General features: G+C 58.8%; 20 protein-coding genes and 1 tRNA gene. 12 read left to right on the top strand and 9 right to left on the bottom strand.

Going from position 1 to position 18,826, the window contains the following annotated elements; genetic code table 11:
* Positions 1 to 76: 76 nt before the first annotated feature.
* From AB6729_RS16705 to glgC, 4 genes are all read left to right on the top strand, one after another.
* Positions 77 to 499 (top strand): hypothetical protein, encoded by a 423-nt coding sequence (locus AB6729_RS16705; protein ID WP_371082797.1) that lies wholly within the window; start codon positions 77 to 79, stop codon positions 497 to 499.
* 91 nt (positions 500 to 590) lie between these two features.
* The gene (locus AB6729_RS16700) at positions 591 to 740 is read left to right on the top strand and encodes a hypothetical protein (protein ID WP_371082796.1); all 150 of its coding nucleotides are present in this window, start codon (positions 591 to 593) and stop codon (positions 738 to 740) included.
* A 136-nt stretch (positions 741 to 876) separates the two neighbouring features.
* Positions 877 to 1,167 (top strand): hypothetical protein, encoded by a 291-nt coding sequence (locus AB6729_RS16695; RefSeq protein WP_371082795.1) that lies wholly within the window; start codon positions 877 to 879, stop codon positions 1,165 to 1,167.
* Between the two features lie 141 nt (positions 1,168 to 1,308).
* Positions 1,309 to 2,562: a glucose-1-phosphate adenylyltransferase gene (gene glgC / locus AB6729_RS16690; RefSeq protein ID WP_371082794.1), complete on the top strand. Its 1,254-nt coding sequence runs from the start codon at positions 1,309 to 1,311 to the stop codon at positions 2,560 to 2,562.
* 75 nt (positions 2,563 to 2,637) lie between these two features.
* Here the strand turns inward: glgC and AB6729_RS16685 are convergent, their stop codons facing one another.
* Positions 2,638 to 3,348 carry a hypothetical protein gene (locus tag AB6729_RS16685; RefSeq protein WP_371082793.1) on the bottom strand — a complete coding sequence of 237 codons (711 nt, stop codon included), beginning with the start codon at positions 3,346 to 3,348 and terminating at the stop codon, positions 2,638 to 2,640.
* A gap of 110 nt (positions 3,349 to 3,458) precedes the next feature.
* Between AB6729_RS16685 and tatA the strand changes: the two genes are divergently transcribed.
* Entirely contained in the window at positions 3,459 to 3,752 is a 294-nt protein-coding gene (gene tatA / locus AB6729_RS16680) for a twin-arginine translocase TatA/TatE family subunit (protein WP_371082792.1), read from the top strand.
* Between the two features lie 128 nt (positions 3,753 to 3,880).
* The gene (locus AB6729_RS16675) at positions 3,881 to 4,687 is read left to right on the top strand and encodes a polyphosphate kinase 2 family protein (protein WP_371082791.1); all 807 of its coding nucleotides are present in this window, start codon (positions 3,881 to 3,883) and stop codon (positions 4,685 to 4,687) included.
* Positions 4,688 to 4,693: 6 nt separating this feature from the next.
* Here the strand turns inward: AB6729_RS16675 and AB6729_RS16670 are convergent, their stop codons facing one another.
* Entirely contained in the window at positions 4,694 to 5,524 is an 831-nt protein-coding gene (locus tag AB6729_RS16670) for a hypothetical protein (protein WP_371082790.1), read from the bottom strand.
* A gap of 42 nt (positions 5,525 to 5,566) precedes the next feature.
* On the opposite strand from AB6729_RS16670, the gene gcvT reads away from it, so the two are divergent.
* From gcvT to AB6729_RS16655, 3 genes are all read left to right on the top strand, one after another.
* On the top strand, positions 5,567 to 6,715 hold the full coding sequence (gcvT, locus tag AB6729_RS16665; RefSeq protein ID WP_371082789.1) for a glycine cleavage system aminomethyltransferase GcvT: 1,149 nt from the start codon (positions 5,567 to 5,569) through the stop codon (positions 6,713 to 6,715).
* Positions 6,716 to 6,840: 125 nt separating this feature from the next.
* Entirely contained in the window at positions 6,841 to 7,374 is a 534-nt protein-coding gene (locus AB6729_RS16660; protein WP_371082788.1) for a hypothetical protein, read from the top strand.
* A gap of 787 nt (positions 7,375 to 8,161) precedes the next feature.
* Complete coding sequence (locus AB6729_RS16655; protein ID WP_371082787.1) at positions 8,162 to 8,374, top strand: toxin-antitoxin system HicB family antitoxin; 213 nt, start codon at positions 8,162 to 8,164, stop codon at positions 8,372 to 8,374.
* A gap of 647 nt (positions 8,375 to 9,021) precedes the next feature.
* Here AB6729_RS16655 and AB6729_RS16650 read toward each other — a convergent pair.
* Positions 9,022 to 11,733 carry a DNA translocase FtsK gene (locus AB6729_RS16650; RefSeq protein ID WP_371082786.1) on the bottom strand — a complete coding sequence of 904 codons (2,712 nt, stop codon included), beginning with the start codon at positions 11,731 to 11,733 and terminating at the stop codon, positions 9,022 to 9,024.
* A gap of 413 nt (positions 11,734 to 12,146) precedes the next feature.
* On the opposite strand from AB6729_RS16650, the gene AB6729_RS16645 reads away from it, so the two are divergent.
* The gene (locus tag AB6729_RS16645; protein WP_371082785.1) at positions 12,147 to 12,599 is read left to right on the top strand and encodes a PA2169 family four-helix-bundle protein; all 453 of its coding nucleotides are present in this window, start codon (positions 12,147 to 12,149) and stop codon (positions 12,597 to 12,599) included.
* 56 nt (positions 12,600 to 12,655) lie between these two features.
* Here the strand turns inward: AB6729_RS16645 and AB6729_RS16640 are convergent, their stop codons facing one another.
* Positions 12,656 to 13,783 (bottom strand): hypothetical protein, encoded by a 1,128-nt coding sequence (locus tag AB6729_RS16640; RefSeq protein ID WP_371082784.1) that lies wholly within the window; start codon positions 13,781 to 13,783, stop codon positions 12,656 to 12,658.
* A gap of 630 nt (positions 13,784 to 14,413) precedes the next feature.
* Here AB6729_RS16640 and AB6729_RS16635 point away from each other — a divergent pair.
* Both AB6729_RS16635 and AB6729_RS16630 read left to right on the top strand, forming a co-directional pair.
* Entirely contained in the window at positions 14,414 to 14,602 is a 189-nt protein-coding gene (locus AB6729_RS16635) for a hypothetical protein (protein ID WP_371082783.1), read from the top strand.
* A gap of 45 nt (positions 14,603 to 14,647) precedes the next feature.
* Positions 14,648 to 15,979, top strand: coding sequence for an amidohydrolase (locus tag AB6729_RS16630; protein ID WP_371082782.1), 1,332 nt, complete (start codon positions 14,648 to 14,650; stop codon positions 15,977 to 15,979).
* Between the two features lie 30 nt (positions 15,980 to 16,009).
* Here the strand turns inward: AB6729_RS16630 and AB6729_RS16625 are convergent, their stop codons facing one another.
* From AB6729_RS16625 to AB6729_RS16605, 5 genes are all read right to left on the bottom strand, one after another.
* Positions 16,010 to 16,927, bottom strand: a complete 918-nt coding sequence (locus AB6729_RS16625; RefSeq protein WP_371082781.1) for a neuromedin U — start codon at positions 16,925 to 16,927, stop codon at positions 16,010 to 16,012.
* Positions 16,928 to 17,090: 163 nt separating this feature from the next.
* Positions 17,091 to 17,525, bottom strand: coding sequence for a 50S ribosomal protein L11 (gene rplK, locus AB6729_RS16620; protein WP_047489956.1), 435 nt, complete (start codon positions 17,523 to 17,525; stop codon positions 17,091 to 17,093).
* Between the two features lie 123 nt (positions 17,526 to 17,648).
* Positions 17,649 to 18,275: a transcription termination/antitermination protein NusG gene (gene nusG, locus AB6729_RS16615; protein ID WP_371082780.1), complete on the bottom strand. Its 627-nt coding sequence runs from the start codon at positions 18,273 to 18,275 to the stop codon at positions 17,649 to 17,651.
* Positions 18,276 to 18,323: 48 nt separating this feature from the next.
* Positions 18,324 to 18,578 (bottom strand): preprotein translocase subunit SecE, encoded by a 255-nt coding sequence (gene secE, locus AB6729_RS16610; protein WP_371082779.1) that lies wholly within the window; start codon positions 18,576 to 18,578, stop codon positions 18,324 to 18,326.
* A 103-nt stretch (positions 18,579 to 18,681) separates the two neighbouring features.
* Positions 18,682 to 18,757: transfer RNA gene (locus AB6729_RS16605), tRNA-Trp, on the bottom strand.
* Between the last annotated feature and the right edge of the window lie 69 nt (positions 18,758 to 18,826).

The following is an 18,826-nucleotide window of genomic DNA, read 5'->3' as shown; positions in this document are numbered from 1 at the left end:
ACATCCGGTGTGATCTCCGTACAATGTCTGCATGGATCGGGAACGTTTTGGACGTGTGCTTGGACGCGGAGCCCGCATGGCGGCACGCACTGCCCTGGAGGCAGTCGATGCGGCTACTTCTCCGTCGCCAGAAGCGCCATCACGGCCAACTTCTCCACCTCAACCACAAGTGATTCCGCCTCGTGCAGAGCGTGTGGTGCAACGGCCTGTCTCGCGCTCCGTTGCCACGGTTCGGCCAGACTTTTCGCAGGCGGCTGCGGCAGCCAGGCAAGGTGTGGCGGCTCCGCTGAAACGTGCGTCGAAGGCGCTGTGGCATGAACTTACGGGGAGCTTCTTCGCGTTGTTTGCGCTGTCATTCTCAGCAGCCACGTGGAAGACGCGACACAACGCGATGAGTGCCATTGCGGATGATCGTCACCGCTTTTATGCCTTCTGTGTGCTGGCTTTGTTGTTCGGCTATTTCAGCGTGAGCAGCTTTGTGCGGGCCCGCCGCGCCTGATGGTGGACATCACCTTTGGCTTCTCTGCATCTCATGGAATGAAATGCGGAAAGTGATCTTGCGCGTCCAACAATGAGGAATGGATAAGAGTATGGCGCTGAAGAAATCGTTGTTTGTGATTGGTGGTGTCTGTGCTGCGGCGGCGGGATGGATTGTGTGGGGCCCGAAGCGCACAGAGGTCGTGCAGGAATTGGCACGGCAACTGGAAACGGCCTGGTCCGATCATCATACGCAGGCATAAAAACGGACGACATTTCCTCACGCGATGCCCGATTGCGATGGGAGAGTTGCCCGCGTAAGGTAGAGAACACTGCACTTGCACGATGCGCTTCCGGACAGTTCGGACCGCACTTGACGGTAACGCAGGAGGAGGCGAGATGAACGGACGCATCAAGGAACTGATTCAGCAACTGGGCGAGGCCATTCACGAATCCGTCTCGGAGTCAGAACAGATATCCGGCGTGGTGCGGGAAATCCGTGAAGAGGGTTTTGATGTCCTGCTGATGTTGGAGGCCACCATTGGCCTGAATGAAGTCAGCGAGGATGACGATGCGGAAGAGGTTACGCAGCCGGGGGAAACTTTCACGCGGAATGATGTTTCGTTTCTGAAGTCGCTGCGCATCTCATTGCCTGACGAACCTGCTGATCCAGAAGAAAGCGAATCGTAATCTCATCGCGCTATACTCCTGCCGCGGTTGTCGGATTCTGCATCGAAGGGATCAGTGGGTGAAAGCTTCCGACTTGCGCAGACTGGTAGTGTCTGTCTAATGTTTCGCTGAAGCCTTTGAGGTCCGCCTGGGGATGAGTGAATGAAAGATACGCTTGGAGTATTGCTGGCGGGGGGCGCTGGCGAACGTCTGTTTCCGCTGACCAAGGAACGCGCAAAGCCCGCGGTCCCATTCGGCGGGCAATATCGCATCATCGACATCACGCTCTCAAACTGCATCAACAGTGGCCTGCGCAAGGTCTACATCATGACGCAGTACAAGGCGCTGAGCCTGAATCGCCACATCCGCGAAGGCTGGGGCACGGTCGTGGCGAATGAACTGGGTGAGTTCATTGAAATTCTGCCGCCCATGCAGCGTGTAAACAAGAGCTGGTATCAGGGCACGGCAGATGCGGTGTATCAGAACATTTATTCCATTGGCTCGGAAGAGCCAAAGCACGTGATCATCCTCTCCGGCGACCATATCTACAAGATGAACTATGGCCTGATGATGGATCAGCATGTGCAGAGCGGTGCGGCATGCACCATTGCCACGCTGCCGGTCGATCCCGGCGAAGTAGCGGGCTTCGGTGTGGTGGAAGTGTCCAGCAGCGGTGAGGTGATCGGCTTCCAGGAGAAGCCGAAGAGCACCAACATCCGGTCACCCTTCAACCCAGAGAAGGTGGATGCTTCCATGGGCATTTACATCTTCAATACGGACGTGTTGCTGCCGGAACTAATGGTGGACGCGGAGAAGACCGATTCCAAGCACGATTTCGGTCACAACATCCTGCCGAGTCTGCTGGGGCGCTACAAAGTTTCTGCGTATAACTTCGTCGACGAGAACCGTAAAGAGGCTCTCTACTGGCGTGACGTGGGTACGCTGGACTCGTTCTACGAGGCGAATCTGGATATCGCGTCGGTAAGTCCTATCTTCAACCTCTATGATCGTGACTGGCCCATGCGGACGCGGCCCACACAGTATCCTCCGGCGAAGTTTGTCTTCGGCGAGATGGGACGCACGGGCATGGCGATCAACTCCGTGATTTCGCCTGGCTGCGTGATCTCCGGGTCTGCGGTGCGCGGAAGCGTGCTTTCGCAGGATGTGCGTGTGAACTCGTTCTCAGATATCGATTCGTCCGTGATCTTCAACCACGTGAATATCGGCCGCCACTGTCGTATTCGCCGCGCCATTATTGATCGTGACGCACATATTCCGGATGGCACGGTCATTGGCTATGACAGCAACGAAGATCGCAAGAAGTATCACGTTACGCCGAGTGGCATTACCGTGGTGACGCGCGACATCACGCCGTATGAAAACCCGGTAAGCCCGGAGTTCATGCAGACGCGGTAAGTGTTGTTGTCTTAAGCAAACAAGAAAATGCCCGGAGACTCTCCGGGCATTTCTTTGCATACTCGTGAAGTGGTTTTAGCGATTACCGAAGCGATAGACCACACCACCGGAGACGGAGAAGAACTCACGCAGCTCCGTGCCGAAGTGTTCAAACACAAGGTCTGGCGAAAGGCGGATGGCCCAACGCGCCGAGCGATTGAAGTCAATGCTGGTACCCACGACGCCGTTGAACGCGGTGCGGTTGGTGTACAGGCCCGTGGTGTTGAAGAAGGTTCCCGAAGAAAGCCCCGCCGGGTTGCTGTGATCAAAATTGCCGCTGCTGGCACCGGCCAAAGCATGAAAGTTAACACCAACACGCTGGTTTCCGACCCAGTGATACTGCGCACCACCCATGTAGATCATCTGCGAGACGAAAGGCCGCGTCTGAATCTTCGGGTTGGTGGATTGCGCTGCGGGCAGGACAGGCGTGGTGCCGCCATCCCAGCGAAGATCGGCTGCAGCGCCCCATTTTGGCGTAAGCCAGTAGGTGCCCATCACTTCGCCGCCCGCCATGTTGTAGCGCTTGGGGATGTTCTGACCGGCCTGGCCGTTCAGGAAATTGAAACCACCAAAGACTTCATACTTTTCGGTGTAGGTGACCGGAGGTGGTGGACGGAAGGTATCCTGGGCCCGCGCCGTGGCGGCTGCGGCAAATCCGCAGAGGGCAGCAAGTCCAGCAATGACAACGTTACGGGCAGACACCAGGGACGGCCCGGCAGGACGCCGCCGGGGACGGGAAATAAGCATGTTCCTCCACTGCAGGCAGCCCCAAGGCGGTTCCGCGCGGTCGTGCGGCGGCGGTGTGGGACTGCACCCATTCAGGATATACCGTCTACTGCCGTTCCTGCCTTCGCATCATGCCAGACACACCGGATTTGTGCGACAATGGGCTGGATCAGGTAACGCCATTGCGCGGCCTGCTTTCGGAGGTTTCTGCCATGCTCAATGACCTGTTCCAGCCCATGCACCTGCTGATCATCGGCCTTATTGTTGTGGTGTTTTTCGGCGGGAAGAAGCTGCCGGAACTGGGTAAGGGACTTGGTGAGGGCCTGAAAGGCTTCAAGGAAGGCTTGAAGGGCGTGACAGACGACGTGAAGACCGATGCTCACATCGTAACGCCGGAGCCGAAGGAGCCTGCGACCAAGTCGTAGTCTGTTTCCCATGTTTTGCGAAGAGGCACAGGATGTATCCTGTGCCTCTTTCCTTTTGCGGAAACATTTGTCGTCTCCATGAAAGGCTGTATCGTGCATCGTACTGCTTACGAAAGGTGAATCCGCTCTTGAAGATTAAGTCGCCCTATCTGATTACCCCCGGTAAGAAAATCAGCCTGCAGAAGATCGACGCAGCACAGACTGGCAAGCTGAAGTCGGAAGACGCTGCACAACCCTACCTGCATCGGCATCGCAAGGAACTGGATCGGTTGCAGGAGGTGCTGTATGCCGGTGGGGAGCACGGTGTGCTGGTGGTGCTGCAGGGTATGGACACTGCGGGTAAGGATGGGACGATCCGGCATATCTTCTCTGGAGTGAATCCACAGGGATGTGATGTGACGGCGTTCAAGGTGCCTACTCCGTTGGAGGCGAAGCATGACTTCCTGTGGCGTTGCCATAATGCGGTGCCGCCGCGCGGCATGATCGGCATCTTCAACCGGTCGCATTATGAGGATGTGTTGTCGCCGCGTGTGCATGGGCTGATGGACAAGAAGACGGCGTATGTGCACATGGACCAGATCAATGACTTTGAGGGGATGCTGACAGAGAACGGCATCGCCATCCTGAAGTTCTTCCTGCACATCTCTGAGGCGGAACAGAAGCGGCGTTTGCAGTCGCGCATTGACGACAACAGCAAGCACTGGAAGTTATCTGCCGCGGACTTCGCCGAGCGCAAGTTCTGGCCACAGTATCAGGATTGCTATGAGGACATTCTGGAGCGGACCAGTAAGAAACATGCTCCGTGGTTCGTAATTCCGTCGGATAACAAGTGGTATCGCAACGTGGCGATCTCCGAGATCCTGGTGGAGACCATGAAGAGCATGAAGCTGCGCTATCCCAAAGCGACGGTCGATGTGTCGACGTTGAAGCTGTAGCTGCGATCAGCGCTTCTTTTTTCGTGTGTCGAGATTCTGGCCTGGCGCAACCGTGTCGCGGGCTGCGGGCTGGCCCCCGTCTACAGTGAAGTCGTAGGCCAGGGTATTGCCGGGGGTGGGGGCCTTCTGGACGGGGAGCAGCGCATACTCTCCCGGTGTCAAGGGCACCCGCGGGGTGACGCGGAGCCAGCCGTCCGGCAGAGACTCTGCCGTGGTGCAGATCACGGGGGCGGTGCATACGGTGGCGCTGTTGACGTCGGTGAATGTGGGACGGGCAACGGTGCGGTGACTGTCCGTGACCGGGGCGGAGAGCAGGGCCCATCCGGTGGGCGTCCCGCGGCCGCTATCGCCGGTGTTCTCCGTACGGTCACTGGTGTGGATGAAGAAGGCGGGTGTCGTGGAGTGCAACGGCGTGTGTGACGTCGGCCCTTCCAGCGTGCCGCTGGCTGCCGTGCCGGTGAGTGGTGTGTGATGGATGGGCACCAACACCTGCTTGCCGTTGACTGTGTCCAGCACCCAGGGCACGTTGCCGTTGGGGATGCGCAGGCCCGGAGCTACGACCAACTCACCGTTCTGGACGCTATAGACGCCTGCGCGTGCGGCGGGCGCTGTGGTGGCTGGATTGGATGGCGCTGCGGAACGATCGGCCGTCTGCGCCATGGCGGAGCCAGCAAGCACCGGCAACAGGATGGTGAGGGAGAGGCGCATCGCTGACAGCATACCCTGCCGCGCACGCGTGAGTGCGGGATACAAGCGGTGGTCGCACCGAATCATGGCGTGCTTCGGACGGTTGGCAGGGCGGATCGCGGTATCCTCGGAGATGAGTGTGGCAGGCATAAGCGCTGCCACCTTAGACCACATTTACATCCCAGAGGATTCATGGCCGACACAACTTCCGCTCCACTCCGCCGTACTGCACTCAATGCCACGCACAGGTCCCTTGGAGCGAAGATGGTGGACTTTGGCGGATGGGATATGCCGGTGGAGTACAGCGGCCTGGTGGCTGAGCACAATGCCGTCCGCACCGCGGTGGGCGTGTTTGACGTATCGCACATGGGCTGCATCCAGTTGCGTGGACCCGGTTCGCTGGATGCCCTGCAGAAGCTGCTGATGAACGATGCCTCCAGGCTGCAGGTGGGACAGGCACACTACTCGGCCATGTTGACGCCGGAAGGCACCTTTGTGGATGACGTCGTCCTGCACAAGCTGAGTGACAACGACTACCTGATCGTCATCAACGCCGGCACACGTGAGAAGGACATCAACTGGGTGCGCAAGATCGTTGGCGCGATGCCGAGCGTCCACATCAGCGACTACAGCGATCTGTATACGCAGATTGCCATCCAGGGACCGAAGGCGCAGGAGACGCTGCAGAAGCTGACCGATACCGATCTGTCGGTGATCAAGAACTATTGGTTCACCTGGGGCAAGGTTGCGGGGTTCTATAACGTGCTGATCGCCCGTACCGGTTATACCGGCGAGGACGGCTTCGAGATCTATGTGCCCAGCGATGTGGCTACCAGTGAGGCTGCGTGGAAGGCCGTGTTTGAGGCGGGTGCGGAGTTCGGCATTGTTCCCGCTGGTCTGGGCGCCCGCAATACGCTGCGCCTGGAGAGTGCGATGGCGCTGTACGGACACGAGATATCTGACGAGATCAACGTGTTTGAGGCTGGGCTGAACCGCTACTGCAAGCTGGAGAAGGACGCGGACTTCGTGGGCAAGGAGACGCTGCTGGCGTTGAGCGCGAATCCTCCGGCGAAGAAGCTGGTTGGTTTGGAGATGGTGGATCGTGGCATTGCGCGTGACGGTTATCCGGTGCGCTCGCTCACGGGAGAACCGCTTGGCGTGGTGACCAGCGGATCGCCTTCGCCGACGCTGAAGAAGAACATTGCACTGGCGTTTGTGCCGCCTGCGGAAGCTGAGCTGGGCAACGAGGTTGCGGTGGAGATTCGCGGGAACCTGGTGAAGGCGAAGGTGATTCCGACGCCGTTCTATAAGCGGGTTCGGACACCGAGGCCGACAGCTTAAGTTTCTCAATCCGTCACGATCCGTTGGCTTGGGGGAGTAACGGCTGATGTCGTCATATGGCGTCGTGGCGGAACGATGGGGAGTGGCTATACTGCGTCTACTTCTGCCGCTCCCGGATTCTAACCATGACCTTTGTTTTGCGTGCCTTGCTTGCTGCCAGCCTTGTCGCTGTTCCTGTTCTCGCGTGTGCCGAGAGCCATAACCCTGCCGATTATCCGTTGCGGTTACACATCTACGGGCGTAATCAGACGACCTTTTATCACAACCGGCAGGCGGATGAGGCAAAGGGTGAAGGCCGCGCCAATCTGTATGAAAGCGGCGAGCCGCGTGGGATGGATTTCCAGTTTGAGTGCGACACGCGGTTGCAGGCATCGTCAGGGTTTGAGACGTTTCCGGCTAAGTGGAAGAAGCCGAATCAGGAACTGGTGGTGTTGCTGCCGCAGTTTGGTAAGCCAGGCAGTTATGACACCTGCAGATTCAAGGTTGAGATGAAGGACTTTGCGTACTACATGCGCAATGGGCAGTTGGCGTCCGAACCAACGGCGGCATTTAAGCAGTGGATGGTGAAGCACGAGTATGACCCGGAACATGGGAAGAACTTTCCTGTGGCTGCTGCTCCGGCGGCGGGTGCCGCCCCAACGGGAGCGGTTCAGCCGTAGTCCGTCGGGCTGAAACACTCTCTCAGCGGCTGAAGCCTCTCCCCGGACGCGTTGGAGCATCGCTTTCCGGCGCGAGGATGAGTTCCTTCGGCTCCTGGTTCGATTTCACTTCGTTTCGCTCGGCGCCTTTGGCGTTTGAGCTTTGCTGGTCGTGCTTTCGCACGAATGGAGCAGCTTTGCTGCTCGGCCCAGGTTAGCTTCGCGAACCTGGGGCACCCGGTTTTTGGGTTGCTGGTTTGTTTTGGGTTTTCCGGTGCGTTGTAGAGGGTATGTAGGAATGCAGGTCCTTCGGCTTCACTTCGTTTCGCTCAGGATGACGATTCTTCGAATCGTATGAGCTTCGCTGGATGACGGTCTTTGATCGTTTGAGGTTCGTTTCGCTCAGGATGACGGTCTTTGACCGTATGAGCTTCGCTGTCTTCGACCGTTTGAGCTTCGCTATGTTCAGGGTGATGGTCTTTGATCGTATGAGCGTTCTCCCGACCATGCATTCTGGACTTCTGCGATCTGGACTTCTGCCATGCCGTCATGTTCGACCGCCAATGTTCCGAATCTAAGGCAGAAGCTGCTCTCAAAAGTCACCCCCGAAAACTGCGTGGGATGAATAAAAAGACCGGAAATTCCCAAAACGGAACCAATTGGCCCGAGGATGGAGGATATAGAGGAAAAGCATTGCAACCCTCTATATAGTTTCTGGATAGTTTCTCGATCAGGCCGGAGAGTCTGAAGAAAGGAGCTTTCCTGTCTGTAGTTATGAATCCCTTTCCCTCGTCGGAGGCCCTCAAAAATGAATCACAGAACGTATCCACTCCGCCTTAGCCCGTCCATGCGGGAGCAGGTGGAGCGTCTCGCCAAGAAAGATCAGGTCTCCCTGAATCACTTCATCTGTCTGGCTCTTGCGGAAAAACTAAGCCGAATGGAGCACCAAGCCTGGATGGGAATGGATGCTTCCCAAAGTTCTCGACATCCACCACATAATTCCGGCACTTTTGCGGCATAACGCAAAAAATCTTCCCCTCGCACACAGGTGTGGCACATGCCACACCTGTGTCATGTTTGGCGCTAAGGCATGGGGCGGGGAAACGTGCGACGGATTGGAGCCCCACTTTTAGTTCCGGGAACGGGGTTTTCAGCCTTCCCAAATAGAATTTCCCTTCGACTTCGTTTCGTTTCGTTTCGGATGACGGTCCTTGCCCGGTGGGAGCTTCGCTGGTTCACGCTTTCGCGTGAATGGAGCAGCTTTGCTGCTCGGCCCAGGTTAGCTTCGCGAACCTGGGGCACCCGGTTTTGTGGTTGCTGGTTTGTTTGGGTTTCCTTGTGCGCTGTAGAGGGTGTGTAGGAATGCAGGTCCTTCGGCTTCACTTCGTTTCGCTCAGGATGACGGTCTTTGACCGTTAGAGCTTCGCTACGTTCAGGGTGATGGTCTTTGACCGTGGGAGCTTCGCTGGATGACGGTCTTCGACTGGTTGAGCTTCGTTGGATAACTGTCTTTGACCGTAGGAGCTTCGCTACATTCAGCGGGCGGTCTTTGATCGTATGAGCTTCGCTGGACGCACTTAGTCTATTTATGGGAAATAACCATTTCAAAAGAAGCAATGCCCTGCGCTTAACTGCGCAGGGCATTTTGCTGTTGTAGGGCATATGGGGTTAGCGGAGGGCTTCGTCTACCTCTCGGTAGAAGTCGGGGGACTTCAGGATTTCGCGGGGTTTGCTGCCGTCTGCGGGGCCTACGAGGCCATCGCGCTCCATCATGTCGATGAGGGCGGCGGCGCGGCCGTAGCCGATGCGAAGGCGGCGTTGCAGGAGTGAGGTGCTGGCCTTGCCGAATTCGAAGACGAGGCGGACGGCGTCGTCGAAGAGTTCGTCCTGGGCGTTGTTGCCTTCGTCGTCGAAGAGGTTGTTGCCCTTGTCGTCCTTGGGGCCTTCGAGGAAGCCTTCAACGTATTCAGCTTCGCCCTGCTGCTTCCAGAAATCGACTACGTCGCTGATTTCCTTTTCTGTGACGAAGGGCGCGTGGACGCGTTGGAGGCGACTGGTGCCCGGTGGCAGGAAGAGCATGTCGCCGCGGCCCAGAAGCGATTCCGCGCCGTTGCTGTCGATGATGGTGCGGCTGTCGACCTTGGTGGCGAGGCGGAAGGACATGCGGGTGGGGACGTTGGCCTTGATGAGGCCGGTGATGACGTCCACACTCGGTCTTTGCGTTGCGAGTACGAGATGGATGCCGACGGCGCGGGCCATCTGCGCGAGGCGGGTGATGGACTCTTCGACGTTGGCCTTGTCGAGCATCATGAGGTCGGCGAGCTCGTCGATGATGATCATGATGTAGGGCAGGGGCTGCTGCTCTTCGCCGTCTTCGTTGAAGAGCTGGCCGCTGTCGAAGAGCTTGTTGTATTGATCGAGGTTGCGGACGTGGCGGCTGGCGAGGAGTTTGAGGCGGCGCTCCATTTCGCGGACGGCGTTGCGGAGTGCGTTGGCGGCGAGTTTGGGCTCGGTGATGATGGGCGTGAAGAGGTGCGGGATGCCCTCGTACATGCCGAGCTCGACGCGCTTGGGATCGACAAGGATCATGCGGACTTCTTCGGGTGTGGCCTTGAAGAGGACGCTCATGATCATGGCGTTGATGGCGACGGATTTACCCGATCCGGTTGAGCCTGCGATGAGGACGTGGGGCATGGCCGCGAGGTTGGCGGTGACGATACGTCCGTTAATGTCCTTGCCCATCGCGATTTCGACTTTGGAGCGGGAGTTGGCGAAGCCTTCGGACTCGACGACATCGCGGAGCCAGATGGTTTCGCGGTCGCTGTTGGGGACCTGGATGCCGACGGTGGACTTGCCGGGCATGCGCTCGATGAGGACGGACTCGGCGGCCATGGCGAGGCAGAGGTCGTCGGCGAGGCCGGTGACGCGGCTGTATTTCACGCCGGCGTCGGGGCGGAACTCAAAGGTGGTGACGACGGGGCCCGGGTTGATCTGGGTGACCTGGCCGTCGACGCCGAATTCGCCGCATTTTTCGACGAGGATGCGGGCTTCTTCGCGCAGGGCTTCTTCGCGGACGGCGGCGTGTTTGTTGTCGTGGTGCAGCAGGGACGACGGCGGCAGCTTGTAACCGTGGACGGATTTTGCGGTGAGCGTGACGGTCTTGATGGACTCGTCGGCGCGCTTGCCGAAAGAGATTTTCTCTTCCGGGGGAGCGGGCGGTGCGGGAGGCTCCATGCGTGTTGCTGCGGGGAAGGGCACGACCTCGGCGGTGCGCGGGCGCTGTTGCTGTTCTGCTCGGCGACTGTTCAGCCAGGCGAAGGCCTGATCGTCCTGCGGTGCGTGGCCGGGCTGGTGCCAGTCTGCGAAGTTTTCCTGTGTGGGCGCGGCTTCGAGCAGGCTGCCGTTGAGCGGGGCGTCGATGCCGGTGACTTCGGCCTGGAGTGCAGCGTCGGCTTCGGCCTGGAGATGGCCGGGCAGCGGCGCGAATTCAGGGTCGGGGCCTGCGTCAACGTTGGTGCGCGGCATTTTGGACCACATGGTGCGGGAGGAGGGCATGTCGTCAATGATTTCGCTGTCGGGACGGATGCCCTTGCGCCAGAGGCTCCACTTGGCGAAGAGGCTGGTGATGAGCGAGCCGCCGCTGGCGGCACGTTGGGCGGCTGCGGTGGCCTTGGCGTCGGCGGCGTCCTGCCGGGCGATTTCGCGTTCGCGGCGGGTTTCCAGCTTGTCTGCGGCGCGTGAGGCTTTCAGGTCGCCACGGTCACCGCGCCATGCGAGATAGCGCTCCTGCAGGCGGCCGAAGATGCCGAGGCGTTGACCGGCCCAGTCCTGCGCGGTGTTGAAGGTGAAGGTGGTGGAGAGGTAGAGGCTGAGGACGACGAGCAGGCCGACGACGACGCAGGCGCCGGGGTAGTTGAGCAGGCCGACGATGAAACCGGAGAGGACACGACCGAGGGCGCCTTCAATGGGCAGAGCGCTGCGCCACAGGAGGTGCATGGGCATGAGCGCCAGTGCGGTGGGTGCGGCGAGAATCCAGAGGACGATGCCAATGGTTTTGGCGGCGGGTGAGCCCTGCGCCTGCGAGCGCATCCAGCAGATGCCCAGACGGCCCAGCATGAGCGGGAAGACGAAGGCAGCGATGCCGAGGATTTGCAGAAGGAGGTCGCTGAGGAGCGCACCGATGCGTCCAGCCCAGTTATGCACGGGGCGCAGCGCGGTGGCACTGCTGAATCCGCCGACGGTGTTCAGGGAGGGGTCGTCGGGGGTGTAGCTGACCAGCGAAAGCAGCAGCAGTACGGCAGTGGCCAGCAGCAGCAGGCCGAGCACTTCGTTCAGCCGGCGGCTGCGGGTGGGGGTCATCTCCAGGCGGAGCGGCTTCATAGGCAGCGATTCTCCTGCGAACCTTTCCTTGTACGCGGAAGTGCGGACACGGAGGGTATCATGCCCGATTCTCTACCGCATGGCAGCGGAAAGGGGGCGCAATCTGGGGGAGGAACCCGCGTGGGCAACCCGCACGGCGGCAGATGGCTCCTAACGTTTAGAAACACACCGGGTGGATTTTCCGGCGGCACACACTGAACCCGCTGCATGAGCCGCGGGTCCTTGACACAAAGACCATGGCAGGGCGGTGGCGGGGTTTTCGCGATTTCCTCCCCTAGCCTCCGGCCAAGGAGAATCGCAATGCAACCGGGGGACACCGCCCACGGCCATGGCAAGGATTTTGTTTCTGCCGCAACATGCGGAGATCCATCTAAAACGACACAGGGCAACCAGCCCGTAAGGAAACGGACGCAATGGCAGAGCTGCTGAAGCAAACGGAATCGGTACTGAAAGACGTCATTGAATCGCTGATTGATAGCCAGGAAGGTTTTCGTGAGATTGGTGAGAAGCTGCACGACGAGACGCTGAAGCGCTATTTCCTGGCAGAGAGCCTGAAGCGTGCTTCGTTCAAGGGCGACCTGGAAGATGTGTTGATTAAGGAAGGCGTCGGCGATGCATACAAGGAAACTGGCAGCGTGGCTGGAGCGATTCATCGTACGTGGGGCGATCTGAAGGCGAAGCTGGGTGGCGGCGACCACTCGCTGCTGGAGACGGCCGAAGCGGGTGAGGATAAGGCGAAGAAGGTGTATGCCGATGCGTTGAAGCATGACCTGCCGCTGCCGGTTCACCAGTTGTTGAGCACGCAGGCTGCGCATGTTCAGGCGAGCCATGATTATGTGAAGGCCGCCCGGGATTCGCGGAAGTAACACGGTTGCTGTTGGGTGGGGAGCCTCGCTTCGGCGGGGCTCTTTCGTTTTGCTGATTAACGTCCGGACCATGCGGTGAAGAAGATTTCAGCGGAGCGTATGCCGGTGGCGCCCATCGGACCTGCTGCGATCAGGTAGGCAAGCCATGCTGTGGTGTTTTCACTGGCTGCCCATTGCGTTAATGCGTTGCAGACGACCGCGTTGGTTTGTGCGAGGAAGAGGATGAAGAGGCTGGCATCAATGCAGGCGGCGCCGATCCATCGCGTGAAGTCGTGGCCCAGGTAGCAGAGCAGAAGCGGTGAAAAAAAGAGCAGGGATGTGATGGCCTGTTGCCACGAAGGCATGATGGCTGCGCGCATGGAGCGGCGAAGCAGTTTGCCGAGAAGAAAAAAGTATGGCGCTGCGATGCAGAGTGTGAGTGCCAGCAGCCTCCATATTCCGGGCGTGTACAGGCGGAGGACGAGAGCGCGCTGTTCGGCGAAGCTGGAGGCCATCACGTCGTAGACCTGGCGTTGTATGGCGACGTTGGTTCTTGCGAGGGCTTCCTGAAGGATGATGTCAGGTGAGATTTTCAATTTGCCGAAGTGAAGGATGGCGACAAAGGCTGCACCGATGATGGCGACATGCGCGATGGCTGCGATCCAGGGCAGGCGGCGTGTTCTGCATTGCTCCAACAGGATGGCGACCACGAGTGGATAAAACATGAGCGAGTAGGCTTCATGCGTGCAGAGAGCGAGGATGCAGAGCGGGATGGTGGTACATGTGGCTGCGATGGGAGGCATGGTGAACAGCATCCACAGGCAGAGCAGCAGGAGAAGGAAGAGTGTCACGTCGGGTTGTGCGAAGAGATAGCCGATGTGTGGCAGAGCTGCGGGTGCGCTTAACAGCAGCACGGCGATCATGGCGGTTTCGCGATTGCGAAAGAGTATGGGACGGAAGACGGCGTAGCAGAGCAGGAAGGCTGCGGCGAGGAAGAGGTATTCCGTCAGCAGAAGCTGGCTGCGTGTGAGGAATGCGAAAGGCGAAAAGAGTTCGCCGACAAATCCGCGCTTTACGAAGCCGTGGTTGTAGTTGAGGAAGTACAGCGCGAAGCCGTAGTTCCAGCCGACTGGGCCGTAGCTGGCGAATGCAGCCACGATGAGCGGTGTCCAGGGCAGGAGGGAGGGGCGCTGCGTGGCTTCCATGGCGGTATTGGATGCGGATGTTGGCTCATGCTTTGTGTGGTGTTTGTTAGAGCATCGTCGTGAGGGATGGGAGTGCAGCTCTCTCTCGTTTCGCTCGGCGCCTTTGGCGTTTGAGCTTCGCTGGTCGTGCTTTCGCACGAATGGAGCAGCTCTGCTGCTCGGCCCAGGTTAGCTTCGCGAACCTGGGGCACCCGGTTTTGTGGTTGCTGGTTTGTTTTGGGTTTCCGGTGCGTTGTAGAGGAGGTAGGAATGCAGGTCCCCTTCGCTTCGCTCGAGGGCATGCTTCGGCTTCACTTCGTTTCGCTCAGGATGACGATTCTTTGGAGGTTCGCTTCGCGAAGCTGGTTGGGTATTGTGGCTGGAAGGGATGAGCAGCTTTGGTGCGGTGAAGTGTGTCGGGGTTCTTCGCTGCGCTCAGAATGACGGCCCTGGGCCGTATGATCGCGCATGAAGCGCGATACCCAGGTTAGCTTCGCGAACCTGGGGCACCCAATTTTGCTTTGCGAACCTAGGGACGCATTTTTTCGGTGTGTACTTGTAGAGGAGTAGCAGATGCTTTTCGTCTGAACCAACCCGGATGGATGCTGCCGCGTCCACACAAGAGAAGCAGGGAGAAGGATAGTTATGAACATGAAGCGTTTTATTTTTCTTGCGACATTGGCAGCGGGTGTGACCGCCGCATATCTCATGCAGAAGCGCGGTGAATCGCTGCTGAGCATCATCAAGAAGACGGTGAGCAATCCGCTGGGCGCACTGGCAGAGGAGCTTCGGCTGGCGTTGCTGCCGGCATCGCAGCGTTCGCTGCCTTCCGCTACTTAGGTGCTTTCTTTTGGGGCGAGTGGCGATGACGCATATACTCGCGCCATGAAGAGATTTGCCTTCGCCCTTCCCGCCGTACTGTTGGCGGCTTCCTGTGTTGCGCAGATTCCCACAGCCACGCTGCAGAGCGATGCGGCTGCGCAGATGCCCACGCTGGAGAAGACATACCTCATGCTGCATCAGGCTCCTGAGCTGTCGCGGCAGGAGGAGAAGACGTCTGCGTTTGTGGCGTCGCAGCTTCGCTCATTGGGCTATCAGGTTACCGATCACATTGGGAAATATGAAGACGGCAAGCCTGCGTTTGGCGTTGTGGGTGTGCTGAAGAATGGCAGTGGGCCGACCGTGCTGATCCGCACGGATATGGACGCGTTGCCGGTGACGGAAGAGACCGGCGTGGCCTATGCCAGCAAGGTGCGCGCGAAGAATGCGCAGGGCGAGGATGTGGGCGTGATGCAGGCATGCGGTCATGACATTCATATGTCTGCCTTCATTGGCATTGCAACGGAACTGGCGAAGCACAAGGATGCGTGGCATGGCACGGTGTTGATGCTGGGCCAGCCCGCGGAAGAGGTGATTCAGGGCGCAAAGGCGATGATGGCCGATGGCTTGTACACGCGTTTTCCGCGACCGGATTATGTGCTGGGGATGCATGACTTCGGCAACATCGCCGCAGGAACGGTCGGCATCAGCGCAGGGCCAATGTTGGCCAGTGCGGATTCGATCACGGTGGTGTTTCATGGTGTGGGCGCGCATGGGTCGCAGCCGCAGAACTCGAAAGATCCCATCTTCATGGGTGCGGAGTTTGTCAGCCTGCTGCAGGGTGTGGTGAGTCGGCAGATCTCGCCGCAGTCGCCGGGTGTGATCACGGTGGGCACGTTTCATGCGGGGACGAAGAACAACATCATTCCTGCAGAAGCAACGCTGGGACTGACGGTTCGCAGCTATGACGAGGTGACGCGACAGAAGCTGCTGCAGGGGATTACGAATACTGCCAATGCGATTGCGGTTGCCTATGGGCTGCCTGCGGACAAGATGCCGACCCTTACGACGGTTGAGACAACCACGCCGACGGTGAATAATGATGCGTTGACGGAACGTGTGCGTAAGGCGGCGGTTGCCACGCTGGGTGCGGATAAGGTGTTGCCGCAACAGGCCGTGATGGGCAGCGAGGACGTGGGCTATCTGACCGACGGCTACAAGATTCCGATGACGTTCTTCCGGCTGGGTGCGGGTGATCCGGCGAAGGTGGCGGAGGCGCAGAAGAAGGGCTTGGCGCTGCCGGATATCCACTCGGCGCTGTATGCGCCGGATTACAAACCGGCGATTGAGACGGGTGTGGTGACGATGACGGCGGTGGCGGTTTCGCTGTTGCAGTAGTGTCGCTGCGTGTGCCGACTCATCACCGGATTATTTAGCGGCTGGCTTTGGCATCTTTGGAAACAGCAGCGAGACTGATAGACGCATGCTCCAGGGAGAGCCGCCGGTTGGATACACCGCGTTCCTGTAGAACTGCACGCCAATGTTGGCGGGCTGGTATCCAAGACGCATCACACGGCCGACTCCGCCGCCGATGGGGACTGTCCAGACGTTCCCGCTGGAACCCTTCCAGTTGGCGGAAATGATGGGGCCAGTGGAAAGAGCCCAACCCTTCTTCAGGTTGTAGTTGACGAAGTACTGGAAGCTCATCTGGTTGACATCGCTGCGGCTGGAATCGCCTGCAACGGACCAGACATTGCTGATCAACGCACCGACAGTCCAATGCCCGGGCTGGACCAGGGTGAGAATGGAAGGCCCCATGCTGAATTTTCCCTGGCCGAGCACCCTGCTGGTGCCGGTGGGCAGGACAAACATGGGACCTGTGGCGAAGATCATTTTGTGTGCTTTGGCCGAAGTGAGGAAAAAAGTCGGTGCCATGTCGCCGAGGCCACCAATGGCTGCGTGTTGTTGCACATCGACGGCCGCGAAATAGGCTGGTGTGTCCTCGTTGATGCCATAGACCTGAAGGTTTGCCGTTCCCGGTGCAGGCTGGTAAACGATGGGGGCGATCCAACGGACGATAAGGTTCAGATCCGGCGTTACTTTCACCGGAATCACAGGCTGGATATTCAACACATTCTGAATGCGCCCGTAGGGGCCGATTCCGAAGTTGCTGTTGTTCTGAAAGGGGACGCTGATCATGCTGGCTACAGGATTCTGTGTAGCTTTTTGCAGGTTTTCGGTGGAATGCGCTTCTTCCGTCTGGGTCTGTTGCGCCGCCGCCAGTCCAGGCAGGAGGCAGGCCGATACGAGAGCAACGAATGGAAGATGCAGAATGCTTTTGTGCACGCTATACCTCTGCAATTGCAATAGAGAGCAAGATATTTGGCGCTGGACGATACGTCGCCTGTCAGTATCGACAGAGCGAAATGCATCGCGGTCTTTTGGGAGTACACAAAAGCGAAGGGCGCGGAGGATATCTCCGCGCCCTTTAGCTTGTCTTGCGGGTTGCTTAGGCGACTACGTCGAGGCCCATGGAGCGGGCGGTGCCCTTGATCATCTTAATTGCGGCTTCAACGGTCGCTGCGTTCAGGTCGGGCATCTTCTGGGTGGCGATCTCGCGCACCTGAGCTTCGGTCACGGTGCCGACCTTCGCCTTGTTCGGCGTGCCGGAACCCTTTTCGATCTTGGCAGCCTTCTTCAGGAGCACCGGAGCCGGAGGCGTCTTGGTGATGAAGGAGAAGGTACGGTCTGCATACACGCTGATGACGACCGGGATGGTGAGGCCCGCCATCGACGGGTCCTTGGTGCGGTCGTTGAACTGCTTGCAGAACTCCATGATGTTGACCTGCGCCTGACCGAGCGCGGGGCCGATCGGCGGAGCGGGAGTGGCCTTGCCGGCCATCACCTGGAGTTTGACGTATCCAGTAATTTTCTTCGGTGCCATGTTCTTGTCCTTTTCGATTCAATCGTGAACGACTACGCGTTTACGGCTTGGTCGCGAGCAGGGTAGAAGCCACCGGTACGCGACGGGTTACAAATGTGCAGGAGAAGCAACGGGTAGTTTCCGCTACTCGATGGTCTTCTCCACCTGCGAAAACTCGACTTCGGTCGGAGTGGGGCGTCCGAAGATGCTGACCATAACCTTCAGGGTCTGCTTGTCTTCGTTGACGTCGTCCACAGCGCCGTTGAAGTTGGCGAATGGTCCCTCGGTGATGCGGACCTGCTCGCCCTTCTCGAACTTGACCTTCAGCTTGGGCTTGTCCTTCACCACGTCCGCGCGGTTCAGCATCGAGTTGACCTCGGCTTCACTGAGCGGGGTGGGGGTGTCGCCGGTCTGGAGGAATCCCGTGACGCGTGGCGTGTTCTTCACCAGGTGCCAGAGGTCGTTGTCGAGGTCCATTTCGACGAAGACGTAGCCGGGAAGGAAGACGCGGTCAATGGTGTACTTCTTGTTGTTGCGAATCTCGGTGACCGGCTCGGTGGGGATTTCGATGCGGCCGATCTTGTGGCCCAGGCCGAAGGCGTGCATCCGGCTCTCCAGCGACTCTTTGACCTTGCGCTCAAAGCCCGAGTAGGCGTGGATGATGTACCACTTCAGGTTGCTTTCCTGCGCGGGAGCCTCTGCCTGTTCCGTTGCTTCCGGAGCGGGGGTAGCTTCGATTGTCTCTTCCACGGGTGCGAACTCTTCAGCCATCGTGTCCTTCTTTAAAACTTCAGGTGCGCGCCAGAAGCGCGATCAAACTTAGCGCTGCGTCAGTTTGGTGATCAGCGCGTTCAACGAGTGATTGATGCCGAAGTCGACGGCCCAGAAGTATGCGGCAAAGGCGAAAACGGTCACAATCACGACGGCGGTCGTGGTGCGCGTTTCCGCAGTCGACGGTGTGGACACCTTGCGCATTTCGCTGCGCACGTCGCCGAGGAATGCTCCCAGCTTCATGCCGGGTTCCTTGATCTTCTGGAGTGCTGCGTTCTCTTCCACCACTGCTGCCTTGGCCATTTGTTGCCTCAACTCTCGTAACTGCTTACTGCACTTACCTTTGCTGCTTCCGAACACGCCGCAACAAACCTTCGGCAGTGTACAGAATGTGCTGCGGGAAAACTGGCAGGGGAGCTCGGATTCGAACCGAGAAGTTCGGTTTTGGAGACCGACAGTTTAACCGTTGAGCTTACTCCCCTGCATTCAGGGCTATCGCCCTGATGGAGCCACATGCACCGCTCAACAGCAGGCACGGTCAACGACTAATG

The organism is Terriglobus sp. RCC_193, from assembly GCF_041355105.1.
Lineage (GTDB): Bacteria > Acidobacteriota > Terriglobia > Terriglobales > Acidobacteriaceae > Terriglobus.
The sequence above is the reverse complement of the archived record's forward strand: the minus strand, read 5'-3'. Positions and strand labels throughout refer to the sequence as shown.